We start from the raw sequence: 12,143 nt of genomic DNA, 5'->3' as shown, positions 1-12,143 counted from the left end.
GGATTGTGCAAAAACTTTGCAGGATCGCACTAACGCAGTGTCGTACGGGAACAGCATAGTCCGCCTTGCCGCCCGAGGTCCATGCCTCCGCGCGGCGCGCTATTCCCAGACATGAAGGAAAGACCCCATGGCCATCGCAAGAGGATATGCGGCAACGGACGCATCGCAGCCGCTCGCCCCTTTCACCTTCGAACGTCGCGAACCGCGCGACGACGACGTCGTCATCGACATCCAATATTGCGGCGTCTGCCACTCCGACATCCACCAGGCCCGCAATGAATGGGGGAACTCGACCTTCCCGATGGTGCCCGGCCACGAAATCGTCGGCATCGTTCGGGCGGTCGGCTCCAAGGTCACCAAGTTCAAGCGTGGCGACCGGGTCGGCGTCGGCTGCTTCGTCGATTCCTGCACGACCTGTGCGACCCGTGATCTCGATCTCGAACATTATATGCCCGGCCTGGTCGTGACCTATAACGGTGTCGAGGCCGATGGGAAGACCCCCACCCAGGGCGGTTATTCGGATCACATCGTCGTCAAGGAGGGCTATGTCCTCTCGATCCCTGCGAACCTGCCGCTCGACGCGGCCGCCCCGCTGCTCTGCGCCGGCATCACCCTTTATTCGCCGCTCCGCCACTGGAAGGCAGGGCCCGGAAAGAAGGTGGCGATCGTCGGAATGGGCGGTCTCGGCCACATGGGCGTCAAGCTCGCCCATGCGATGGGTGCGGAGGTCACCGTCCTCAGCCAGAGCCTTTCGAAGAAGGAAGACGGGCTGAAACTCGGAGCCGACCACTATTATGCAACGAACGATCCGCAGACCTTCGAGAAACTGGCCGGAAACTTTGATCTGATCATCTGCACGGTCGGGACCGAGATCGACTGGAATGCCTATCTCAACCTGCTGAAGGTCGACGGCGATTTCGTGGTCGTGGGGATTCCCGAGAAGCCGGTGCCGGTGCATGCCTTCTCGCTGGTGCCGGCGCGGCGCAGCATTTCCGGCTCGATGATCGGCTCGATCAAGGAGACCCAGGAGATGCTGGATTTCTGCGGCGAGCACGGCATCGTCTCGGAGATCGAGACAATCCGGATGGAGGAGGTCAACGCCGCCTATGAGAGGGTGCTGAAGAGCGACGTGCGCTATCGCTTCGTGATCGACATGGCTTCGATCAAGGCATGATCTGATGAGCCGCTGCCGTCAAACAAGCGGCAGCGGCCCGTCGTTCTTGATCTCCTCCATCACCGCATAGGTGCGCGTCTCCTTGACGCCCGGCAGCGTCCAAAGCACCTGGCCGAGGAAATTGCGGTAGGCGGTCATGTCCTCGAAACGGGTCTTGACGAGGTAGTCGAAGCCGCCGGCGACCATGTGACATTCGAGCACCGCAGGCGCCTGTTTGATGGCGGCGGCGAACTGGTCGAAGACTTCCGGCGTCGTCTTGTCGAGCATCACCTCGATGAAGACCAGCAATCCGAAACCGAGCTTATGCGGATCGAGGCGCGCGCCGAACCCGGATACGTAGCCTTCTTTCAGGAGCCGCCGCAGCCGCTCGCTCGTCGCGGTCGGCGAGAGGCCGATGCGGTCCGCCAGTTCGAGATTGGTGATCCGCCCGTCGGCCTGCAGGATATTGAGGATCCGGCGGTCGGTCTTGTCGATCTGGTGCATCTGCCCGCCCCCGCTCGCGTCTCTCAGGCGGCGAGCCGCGCTTCGGCGAGCTTCACCCAATAGGTAATCCCGTGCGGGATCACTTCGTCGTTGAAGTCGTAGGCGGGATGGTGGAGGCCGGCGGATTCGCCGTTGCCGATGAAGACGAAGGCGCCGGGCCGGGCAAGCAGCATGTAGGAGAAGTCCTCGCCGCCCATCATCGGATCAAGCCCGGCATTGACGTTGCCTTGGCCGGCGACCGCCGCGGCGACGGCAAGCGCGTGGCCGGTCTCTTCGGCATGGTTGACGGTGACCGGATAGTTGCGGCCGTACCAGACGTCGACGGTCGCGCCATAGGCGCCGGCAATGCTTTCGGCGATCTGGCGGATGCGCGCCTCGCCGGTGTCGCGCACCTCAGGGGTCAGCGCGCGAACCGTGCCGGCCAGGACTGCCTGTTCCGGAATGACGTTGTGGGCGAAGCCGGCATTGAACTTGGTGACGGAGACGACGATCGAGGCAAGCGGGTCGACGGTGCGCGAGGCGATCGTCTGCAGCGCGCTGACGATCTGGGCGCCGATGGCGATCGGATCGATGGTCTTGTGCGGCTGCGCCGCATGGCCGCCGCGACCCTTGATGGTGATGGTGAACTCGTCCGTCGAGGCCATGATCGGCCCGACGCGGCTGCCGAAATGGCCGACCGGCATGCCCGGCATATTGTGCATGCCGTAGACCTCCTCGATGGTGAAGCGTTCCATCATGCCGTCCTTGACCATCTCGTTGCCGCCGCCGCCGCCTTCCTCCGCCGGTTGGAATATGACGGCGACGCTGCCGGCGAAGTTACGCGTCTCGGCGAGGTATTTCGCCGCACCGAGCAGCATGGCCGTGTGGCCGTCATGGCCACAGGCATGCATCTTGCCGGGGGTGGTCGAGGACCACGCCTGGCCGCTGGTCTCGGTGATCGGCAAGGCGTCCATGTCGGCTCTGAGCCCGATGGTCCGACCGGGGCCCAGATTGCCGCGGATGAGACCGACGACGCCGGTGCGGCCGAGGCCGGTCACGATCTCGTCAACGCCGAATTCCTTCAGTTTCTTTTCGACAAAGGCTGCCGTATTTTCCACCGCGAACAGGAGCTCCGGGTTCATGTGCAGATGGCGCCGCCACTCGGTCACTTCGTTCTGGAGTTCGGCGGCGCGGTTCAATATCGGCATGATGCTTCCCTGTGGGTCTGTTCGGTGGACGGGCAGGCGGAATGGCTTTGCCATCTCCTTGCCATATAGGCTAAATAGCCGGACGATACGAGGCAACTGCGGAAATTCGAGGTTAAGGTAGTGGTGACAGTTCGACTTCTGATGCGCAACAGGGCAGGCGCGGTGGGCGTTCTCGCCGGTGTTTGTGCGGCATTGGCGGCGGCGCTTCCGGCGTCGGCCAATCCGCGGCTCGTCGTCGATGTCGCAACTCTCAAAGTCTATGAGCATCAGGACATCTTCCAGAAATGGTATCCGGCCTCGCTGACCAAGCTGATGACGGCCTATACGACGTTTCGGGCGATCCAGGCCGGACAGCTGACGCTGGAAAGCCCGGTGATCATGACGAAGAATGCGGCGGCCGAGCCTCCGAGCAAGATGTTCTACAAGCCCGGGCAGGCGATGACGCTCGACAGCGCGCTGAAGATGATGCTCGTCAAATCCGCCAATGACGTCGCCGTGGCGATCGCGGAGACGGTCGGCGGATCGGAGCAGGCCTTCATCGACCGAATGAATGCGGAAGCGCGGCGGATCGGCATGACCTCGTCGCACTTCATCAATGCCAACGGTTTACCGGGGCAGGGCCAGTATACGACGGCGCGCGACCTTGCCGTTCTGGCGATCACGCTGAAGCGCGAATTTCCGCAATACGCGTCCTATTTCTCGCTGGAAGGCTTCACCACCGGCAAGAAGGATTATGCAAATTACAACATGCTGATCGGCCGCTTCGAAGGCGCCGACGGCATGAAGACCGGCTTCATCTGCGCGTCGGGTTTCAACCAGGTATCGTCGGCGACCCGTTCTGGCCGCAGCGTCATATCGGTGGTGCTCGGCGAGGATAGCCTCGGCGCCCGCGCCGACGAGTCGGCCCGGCTTCTTCAAATGGCGCTGACGACCCCTGCGGCCGAAAAACCGTCGCTGACCGCCATCGCGCCTTACGGCGAAGGCCGTGAAGTGGTTTCGGACGTCAGCAAGGAGATCTGCTCCAAGCAGGCGGCGAAGGTCCGCAGCGAAGGCCGCGACGAGGCCGGCCGGCAAAAGCTGCTGTCGCCCTATATCCACGAGTTCAACCGTCCGCTGAAGCTTGCCTTCGCCGGGCTTATTCCGGGCAGTGGCGACAAGACCGCCAAGGCGGGCAGTGATGTCGCCGGCCAGGGCGATGTCGCCGAGATCGCCAACGTCCCGGTTCCGGTGCCACGCCCCAGCTTCTGAGCGCGATGAGAATGCGTGCGCGATTTCCGCCTGGATCTCGCCCAAGTCTATAACGGAGTCCTTTCATGAACGGTCCATTGCCGGTCGTGCCGGTGTCGATCCTCACCGGCTTCCTCGGTGCGGGCAAGACGACCCTTCTGAACCGCTTGCTGAAGGATCCGGCTCTTGCCGATACGGCCGTCATCATAAACGAATTCGGCGATGTCTCGATCGATCATCTGCTTGTCGAGTCGTCGAGCGACGGCGTGATCGAGCTTTCCGACGGCTGCCTGTGTTGCACAGTGCGCGGCGAGCTCGTCGATACCCTTGCCGACCTGATGGATCGCATGCAGACCGGCCGCATCAAGCCGCTGAAGCGCGTCGTCATCGAGACGACCGGCCTTGCCGACCCGGCGCCGGTGCTGCAATCGGTGCTCGGCAACCCGGTCATCGCCCAGAACTTTCGCCTCGACGGCGTGGTCACGGTCGTCGATGCGGTCAATGGCGCGCAGACGATTGCTGGCCACGTCGAGGCGCTGAAGCAGGTCGCGGTTGCCGACCGGCTCGTCATCAGCAAGACGGGGCTGGCGAGCAAGGAGCAGCTCGACGCGCTTTCCGATATTCTGAAGGACCTCAATCCGCGCGCACCGATCATCGACGGCGACGGGCAGGAGGCGGGCCGCGCCGAACTGTTCGCCTGCGGCCTCTACGACGCATCGACCAAGGTCGCCGATGTCGGCCGCTGGCTGCAGGACGAGAAAGGGAATGGTCACGATCATGACCATCATCACGGCCATGGCCACCACGGCCACCACAGCCACCACCATCATCACGATGTCAATCGCCACGGTTCCGATATCCGTTCGTTCAGCATCGTTCATGACCGACCGATCGAGCCGATGGCGCTGGAAATGTTCATCGATCTGCTGCGCTCCGCCCACGGCGAGAAGCTGTTGCGCATGAAGGCGATCGTTTGCGTCGCGGATAGGCCGGAGCGGCCGGTGGTTCTGCACGGCGTCCAATCTGTCTTTCACGCGCCCGAACGGCTTGCCGCCTGGCCGGATCCGTCCGACCGCCGGACACGGATGGTGCTGATCACCAAGGGCCTCGAAGAGGATTTCGTGCGCGATCTGTTCGACGCCTTCACCGGCAAGCCGCGCGTCGATCGTCCGGATGCGCAGGCGCTTACCGACAATCCGCTGGCCGTGCTCGGCCTGAAGTTCTGATCATGCCGCCGCCCGAGCGCGGCAGTGCCGAGATCGTCACACGATGAAGAAGTCGGCAGAGGTAATTGCCGCCTTGTTGTCGAGATGGGCAAATTGCACCGCCTTGCCCGCGGCCGAACCATCGGCGTCATAAAAGAGAGCGCCGGTTCTGCTGTCGTAGAGAATCCGATCGCTTGTATCGACCTTTGCAGCCGCAACTTCCTTGAAGAGACCCGGCGACAGAGTGCCGGGCATCAATGTCGTGAAGATTTTGCTCGACAGTACGATCGTATCGTCCATGGCCGACAAGTCGCGGATATGATCGACATTGCTGGCGCCGAGCGCCGTGCTGAAGACGAATTGATCGCGGCCTGCATTCCCGGAGAGCAGATCGCTGCCGGCTCCGCCGTCCAGCGTGTTGGCCGCCGCATTGCCGGTGATCGCGTTTGCGAGCGCGTTGCCTTTGCCGCTGATGCTTGCGTTACCGGTCAGGACAAGGTTCTCGACATTGGCCGCAAGCGTCAGGGAAATGCTGCTTTTCACTAGGTCGGTCCCGGCATTCACCGCTTCGACGACTTTGTCGCCCTTGTTGTCGACGATATAGGCGTCGCTGCCCGAACCGCCAACCAGATTGTCCGCCCCCTGGCCTCCATCCAGCGTGTCGTTGCCGGCGCCGCCGCTCAGAATGTTGGCGGCGGCATTGCCGGTGAGCCTGTTGGCGAGGCCGTTGCCGGTTCCATTTATGCCGAGGGTGCCCGCCAGGAGAAGGCTCTCGACATTGGCACCCAGCGTGAAGGAGACGCTGCTCTTCACCAGATCCGTTCCGGCTGAAGCCGCCTCGGACACGCGATCGCCGCTGTTGTCGACGATATAGGTGTCGTTGCCGGTGAGGCCCTGCAACTGATCGGCCCCGCGGCCGCCGTCGAGAACGTTGCCGGCAGCATTGCCAATCAGGATATCCGCCGCGGCGCCGCCTTTGGCGTTTTCGATCACCACGCCGTTGGCGATGGTAAACCCGCCGGTCAGCGTCTCCGAGGTGGAAAGCCAGCCGCCGCCGCCGATCTCCGCCTTCAGCGTCGCGGCACGCAGGTCGATCTTTGCCCGGCTGGTGCCCGTATAGGCGATCGTGTCATTGCCGCCGGTGTCCCATAGCGTCGTATAGCCGCGGTTGAAGTCGACATCGTCGCTGAAGCGATAAAGGTCGTTGCCGGTGTTGTGGGCCTTGGCGCCGTACATGTGCTGGAGCGCGGCGATATCGATTGCGCCGAGCGAGCCCGGCTGCGCGTTCAGCGTCGCTCCGAAATCCTTGGCCGAGGTAAACGGGTTGTCCTCGCCCCAGAAGGCGTAGGTATAGCCCATGACCGAATAGATCGACGAGTTGAGCAGGCCCGTGCCCTTGTCGTCCTCGTCTGCGACTCCGGGCAAGGTTGGTCCCGCCAAGGAGTCATGCGTGTGTTTGAGGCCGAGGCTATGGGCAATCTCGTGCAGCCAGACGTCCGAGAAGGTGCCGAGGCGAATGATGTCGGCGGCTGCCTTCACACTCTTCGGGTCGATGCCGACGGCGGTCGTTACCGTATCTTCGGTCGGTCCCGGTCCGCCGGAGAAGCCGCCGCCGCCGGTGTCGAGCAGCGTCTGCTTCAGCGTGGCATTGGCGGCCGCGGTTTCGCGGAAGGTCACGTTGATGCAGGCCGCGATATCGGCGAACATCTCGCGATAGAAGTCCTTCCAGTCTCCCTCTGCGAAATCGTCTACGCCGTTCTTGTCGATGTCCTGCTTGGTGAACCCGAAGGTCAGCGTCTTCGACGTCCAGGCGTAGCCGCCGATCACACCGTCGGTGACCGCATTCTTCGAGGAAGCGACGCGCTTGTAGGTTGCCATCGACGATTTCCCATCCAATCTGCTTCAATCGGCAGTTGGATACAGACGGCTCAGCAGAGCAGCAACGGGACGTCACCAATCTTCCGCGCTAACCGGATAGAAGATGCGCGATCAGGCGATTTTCCCTGCAGAATTTTGCGGCATGTCGACAGCGGCGTGCTCGCGCCGGGCGCCGGTAAAGGGAAGACTGGGTGGGCCGCCGGAAGGCCGATACGCCTTTCTCTGCGCGCTACAGCCAGCGACGGACGCGGGTCTTGTAGGCGCGGTAGAGGTCTCCGAACTTGCGCTCGAGATAGGCTTCCTCGCGGGCCACCACCCCGTTGCGGATGACGAAGTAGAACGGCACCAGCATGAAGAGGAGCCACAGGCTGTCGAAGGCGAGAGCGAGGCCGATCAGGCCGACGAACATGCCGATATAGATTGGGTTGCGACTGTAGCGGTAAGGCCCGTCTTCGACGATTTTTGTCGTCGGCTCGACAGTCTGGATATGTGTGCCCGCCCGACGGAAGGTCGCCGCCGCCCAGATCAGCATTGCCAGCCCGGCGAGAAACACGATGGCGCCCAGCCAACCGGCGGGCACGTCCGGGGACAGGAACGGCAGAGGGAAGACGGCGTCGAACACGATCCCAGCCACGACCGCAAGAACCCAGGCGATCGGTGGCCGTACCACCGCACCGGAACTGTCTCGGAAATTGTCATTCGCCTCGTTCATCCACCGCCCCCTCTCGGCTCGAGATGATAGCAAGAATTCCGATTACCTTGGAGCCCGGTCTGCCGAGGCTGAGGCAAGCCGGCGCCGGGGCCGTGCTTGCGGCAATTGGCTAAGTCTTCTTGCGAATGAGAAAGCGATGGCCGCCGGCGGTCGATGCCGCCTGCTCGAGCCGGTGCCCATCCTCGTTGCAGAAATGCGGGATGTCGATCACCGCCAGGGGATCGGTCGTCTCGACCTCGATGAGCCCGCCGGGCGCTATCGTTTCCATGCGCTTGCGCGTCTTCAAAACGGGAAGGGGGCATTTCAGCCCCCTCAAATCATAGACGATCCTTGACTCGTCCGGCATCAGTTGCCCCAGATCTTCCAGAACGGGCGCTTCTTCGGCGGCTGTTCCGCCGGGGCCGTTTCGCTGCCGGCTGCAGGGGCGGTGGCCACCTGAGGATCTGCCTCGGCCGGCGCGGCTGTCTGCTGCTGACCGGGGGCGGGCTGCTGAGCCGCCGCCTGAGCTGCGCTCGGCTCCGCGGGCGCCGCGTTGACGGGTGCCGACGCCTGTGCTTCCGGCTCGCTCTTCGAAAACAGGTTCCAGAAGGATTTCCGAGCGGGTGCCGTCTGCAGCGCCGCCTGCTGAACCGGGCGTTCGATCGGGCTTTGCTGCGGCACGGGCACCGCCTTGCCGTCGCGCGTCGCCTTCTCCAGCGCTTCCTTCTGGATCAGCGCGGCCTGCTTGGCCTCTTCGGCCTCCTTCTGCGCAGTGAGCCGTTTCTCGAGATCGCTCACCTTCATCAGCTTGCCGGCGTCGAGCGATGTGCCTGTCGGCGCATAGGCAAGCTCGCGGCCCTTGCGCTGCTCGGCAACGATCGCCTTGCGTTCCGCTTCGCTCGGCTCGTACCAGACCATGCCGTCGTATTTCCTCAGCGCCTTCTGATAGTCGCGCTGGTAGTCCTTATCGAAATTCGCCATGGCCACCTGCAAGGCCGGCGGCGTCGACATGGCGGGGCACTGGCCGGCCGGGTTGAAGCTGCCATCGGACTCCTGGTTGAAGACGTATTTCCTCTCGCAGACATTGACCTGCGGCGGGCGCTTGGTCACCTCGAACTGGTCGTAGCCGACCTTCAGCATCCTCCAGAATTCGATGTTCGGATTGTCCCGGTGGCGGGCCATGTTCTCGGCCGTCATGCGGAAGGGGAAGGCCTGCAGTTGGACGTTCTCCTGGCCGCCCTTGAAGGCGTCGCGGGCGAGCGCGAAGATCTCGATGATCTGCTCGTCGGTCATCGAATAGCAGCCCGACGATGAGCAGGCGCCGTGGATCATCAGATGCGTGCCGCTGCGGCCATTCGCCTTGTCATAGGTGTTGGGGAAGCCGGTATTGATCGCCAGATAGTAGTTCGAATTGGGATTCATCTGGTGCGGATAGAGCGGATAGAAACCCTCCGGCGCCTGACGATCGCCTTCCTTCACCTTGGGGCCGAGCTTGCCCGACCAGGCGCAGATCTTGTAGCTCTTCAGAAGCTGGAAGCGGCTCGACGCATTCGCCTTCCAGACCTCGAGCGTTCCCTCTTCCTTGAAGATGCGCAACAGGATCGGGGATGTCTTCTGCATCCCCAGTTCCTTCATCTTGCCGACCATCTTGCCGGACAGCTGGTATTCGGTCTTGTTCTTGACGGAGGAGAGATTGACCGAATCGAGCGTTTCGTTGGTGCAGCCGGCGAGCGCGGCTGCAATGACGGCGGTGGCAACAAGATTCCTGAAACGCATTGGCAAAGGCCCGTTTTAGCCAGATTCCATCCGTACACGCCCTTCCGCGAGGGAGAGGTGTCAACGAATCAGTAAGTCATTATCCTTCACGAAATCTTAACCGTGCAGGCGCCCCCTGCGAACGGCCGTTTCTCATGACGTCATGAATATGGCCAAGATTTGGCCACAGTCCCGATTTCCGGTTGTCGAGAGCGCCAAGTTGATCGCAATGGTTAACCTTGGGCTCCGAACGAGGTTAAAGCGAAAGGCCGCCGCTGATCACGCCGCACCTCGCCGGTCAGAGATTGCGGCCAATGTTCAGATATTTCTGCCGGCGGTCGGCGCGCAATTCTTCGCCATTGCGTCCGGACAACTCCTTCAGCGCATCGGCAATGACCGTGCCGGTGCGACCGATGACGGCCTGCGGGTCGCGGTGGGCGCCGCCGACCGGTTCGGGAATGATGCCGTCGATGACGCCGAGGGACTTCAGATCCTCGGCGGTGATCTTCATGTTGCTGGCCGCTTCTTTGGCGCGCGTCGAGTCGCGCCAGAGGATCGAGGCCGCCCCCTCTGGCGAGATGACGCTGTAGATCGCATGCTCGAGCATATAGACACGGTTGCCGGTCGCAATCGCGATCGCGCCGCCGGAGCCGCCTTCGCCGATCACAACGGTGACGATCGGCACCTTGACGTTGAGGCACATTTCGGTCGACCGGGCGATCGCCTCGGCCTGGCCGCGCTCCTCGGCGCCGACGCCCGGATAAGCGCCGGCGGTGTCGACGAGCGTGATCAGCGGCAGGCCGAACCGGTCGGCCATTTCCATGACGCGGACCGCCTTGCGATAGCCTTCGGGACGCGGACTGCCGAAATTGTGCTTGATGCGCGACTTGGTGTCGTTGCCCTTTTCCTGTCCGATCACCGCGACCGGCGCGCCGCGAAACCGCGCGAGGCCCGCCTGGATCGCATCGTCATTGGCGAAGTTGCGGTCGCCCGCAAGCGGCGTGAACTCGGTAAAGAGTTCCGCAGCATAGTCGAGGAAATGCGGCCGGGACGGGTGGCGCGCGACCTGCGTCTTCTGCCAGGGCGACAGCTTGGAATAGATCTCCATCATCGCATCGCGAACGCGCCCTTCGAGCCGCGCGATCTCGTCGGAGGTGTTCACGCTCTCGTCTTCGCCGGCAAGCTTCTTCAATTCGAGGATCTTGCCCTCGAGATCAGAGATGGGTTTTTCGAAGTCGAGATAGTTGTGCATGAGATGCGTTTCCGATCGTTTTGCGACAAGGACCGTCCGGCAAAGCCAACCTGCCCGGCGGTCCTAATCCTGTTTTTTCGCCTGTTTGGCAAGGGGGTGGTGGTTTTGCACCAGCTCGTGCAGCCGTTCTTCAAGCACATGCGTATAGATTTGTGTCGTCGAAATGTCCGAATGGCCGAGCAGTTCCTGCACGGCGCGCAGGTCGGCGCCATTGGCGAGGAGGTGGCTGGCGAAGGCATGGCGCAGCACATGCGGCGAGATCGCCGCGACCCTGATACCAGCACGAGCCGCGAGGCTCTTGAGGTCGCGGGCAAAGACCTGGCGCGGCAGGTGGCCGGATTTGCCGGAGGAGGGGAACAGCCACGGGCTCTCCGTTTCCGCCTCTATCGCACGCAGCGCATCGCCATAGGTCCGCATGGCGCGGATCGACGCCTGCGACAGCGGCACGAGCCTTTCCTTGTTTCCCTTGCCGCGGATGACCAGGAAGCGGCCATTCTGCGCAAGCACGCTTGCGGGCAGCGAGACGAGCTCGCTGACGCGCATGCCGGTTGCATAGAGAAGCTCCAGGAGGGCGTGCATGCGAAGCTTCGCGAAGGCGTCCTCGCCGCCGGAGCCGGCCTCCGCCTCGGCCTGGCCGATCAGCCGGATGACATCGTTGATGCTGAGCGTCTTCGGCAGGGTGCGCGCCTTCTTGGGCGCGTCGAGAATCCCGGTCGGGTCGTCGCCGCGCAGCCCCTCCGCATAGAGGAACTTGTAGAATTGCCGGAGGGACGACAGTCGGCGTGCCTGCGAGGAGGATTTGAAGCCTTCGCCGGCAAGATGCGAGAGATAGCGTCTCAGATCGTCGGCAGTGGCCGCATTGAGCCGCGTGCCGCAGGTGCGCAGGAAGGCGCTGGCATCCCTGAGATCGCGTTCGTAGGATTGCAGCGTGTTGACCGCCGCGCCCCGTTCGGCGCTCATCATTTCCAGGAAAGCTTCGAGGTGGGCCTCCGAAAGATCGGTCATTGCGGCTTGTTGACCCGTTCAGACGGAATGCGCACCGTCACGTCCCGCTCTACCGGTTCGACGAAGGTGACGAGTGCCACCATGGTTCCATAGATCATGCCGGCCACCACGGCGCAGAAGAACAGGAACCGGAACAGGGTTGGCATTTCAGTCTCCAGTACGCGGGTAACGCCATTGCGGACCGTGATCTATATGAACGGCTCGTCCGGCAAGTTCAAGAAGCGTGGCCCGGCCGGCGCGACGACTTGACGCCCCCCGCCGATTTGTCGATACGGAAGGGGAATGG

General features: G+C 62.9%; 12 protein-coding genes. 3 read left to right on the top strand and 9 right to left on the bottom strand.

Annotation, left to right across the window (positions count from 1 at the left end):
* Window positions 1-127: 127 nt before the first annotated feature.
* Window positions 128-1,174 carry an NAD(P)-dependent alcohol dehydrogenase gene (locus ATC00_RS19095; RefSeq protein WP_064253980.1) on the top strand — a complete coding sequence of 349 codons (1,047 nt, stop codon included), beginning with the start codon at window positions 128-130 and terminating at the stop codon, window positions 1,172-1,174.
* Between the two features lie 18 nt (window positions 1,175-1,192).
* On the opposite strand, the gene ATC00_RS19090 is transcribed toward ATC00_RS19095, so the two are convergent.
* Entirely contained in the window at window positions 1,193-1,657 is a 465-nt protein-coding gene (locus tag ATC00_RS19090) for an Lrp/AsnC ligand binding domain-containing protein (protein WP_037388644.1), read from the bottom strand.
* A 23-nt stretch (window positions 1,658-1,680) separates the two neighbouring features.
* Entirely contained in the window at window positions 1,681-2,844 is a 1,164-nt protein-coding gene (locus tag ATC00_RS19085) for a M20 aminoacylase family protein (RefSeq protein WP_064253979.1), read from the bottom strand.
* A 141-nt stretch (window positions 2,845-2,985) separates the two neighbouring features.
* On the opposite strand from ATC00_RS19085, the gene ATC00_RS19080 reads away from it, so the two are divergent.
* Together ATC00_RS19080 and ATC00_RS19075 are read left to right on the top strand one after the other, a co-directional pair.
* Window positions 2,986-4,092, top strand: coding sequence for a D-alanyl-D-alanine carboxypeptidase family protein (locus ATC00_RS19080; RefSeq protein ID WP_037388639.1), 1,107 nt, complete (start codon window positions 2,986-2,988; stop codon window positions 4,090-4,092).
* A gap of 65 nt (window positions 4,093-4,157) precedes the next feature.
* Entirely contained in the window at window positions 4,158-5,297 is a 1,140-nt protein-coding gene (locus tag ATC00_RS19075) for a CobW family GTP-binding protein (RefSeq protein WP_064253978.1), read from the top strand.
* 36 nt (window positions 5,298-5,333) lie between these two features.
* Here ATC00_RS19075 and ATC00_RS19070 read toward each other — a convergent pair whose 3' ends face one another.
* The 7 genes from ATC00_RS19070 to ATC00_RS32985 all read right to left on the bottom strand — a co-directional run bounded on the left by ATC00_RS19070 (window position 5,334) and on the right by ATC00_RS32985 (window position 12,003).
* Window positions 5,334-7,154: a M10 family metallopeptidase C-terminal domain-containing protein gene (locus ATC00_RS19070; protein ID WP_064253977.1), complete on the bottom strand. Its 1,821-nt coding sequence runs from the start codon at window positions 7,152-7,154 to the stop codon at window positions 5,334-5,336.
* Window positions 7,155-7,383: 229 nt separating this feature from the next.
* Window positions 7,384-7,866: a methyltransferase family protein gene (locus ATC00_RS19065; RefSeq protein ID WP_037388632.1), complete on the bottom strand. Its 483-nt coding sequence runs from the start codon at window positions 7,864-7,866 to the stop codon at window positions 7,384-7,386.
* Between the two features lie 109 nt (window positions 7,867-7,975).
* Window positions 7,976-8,212 (bottom strand): sulfurtransferase TusA family protein, encoded by a 237-nt coding sequence (locus ATC00_RS19060; protein ID WP_037388629.1) that lies wholly within the window; start codon window positions 8,210-8,212, stop codon window positions 7,976-7,978.
* A complete protein-coding gene (locus ATC00_RS19055) occupies window positions 8,212-9,621 on the bottom strand; it encodes a L,D-transpeptidase family protein (RefSeq protein WP_037388626.1) in 1,410 nt (469 codons plus the stop codon). Before ATC00_RS19055 ends, ATC00_RS19060 begins: the two co-directional genes overlap by 1 nt.
* Before the next feature lie 277 nt (window positions 9,622-9,898).
* Window positions 9,899-10,852, bottom strand: a complete 954-nt coding sequence (locus ATC00_RS19050; protein ID WP_037388624.1) for an acetyl-CoA carboxylase carboxyltransferase subunit alpha — start codon at window positions 10,850-10,852, stop codon at window positions 9,899-9,901.
* A gap of 63 nt (window positions 10,853-10,915) precedes the next feature.
* Window positions 10,916-11,857 (bottom strand): site-specific tyrosine recombinase XerD, encoded by a 942-nt coding sequence (gene xerD, locus ATC00_RS19045; RefSeq protein WP_064253976.1) that lies wholly within the window; start codon window positions 11,855-11,857, stop codon window positions 10,916-10,918.
* Complete coding sequence (locus tag ATC00_RS32985) at window positions 11,854-12,003, bottom strand: hypothetical protein (protein WP_018235448.1); 150 nt, start codon at window positions 12,001-12,003, stop codon at window positions 11,854-11,856. The genes xerD and ATC00_RS32985 overlap by 4 nt, the downstream gene beginning before the upstream one ends.
* Window positions 12,004-12,143 lie beyond the last annotated feature (140 nt).

Origin of the sequence: Sinorhizobium americanum (genome assembly GCF_001651855.1) — a bacterium.
Lineage (GTDB): Bacteria > Pseudomonadota > Alphaproteobacteria > Rhizobiales > Rhizobiaceae > Sinorhizobium > Sinorhizobium americanum.
This window is presented reverse-complemented; position numbering and strand designations above follow the sequence as displayed.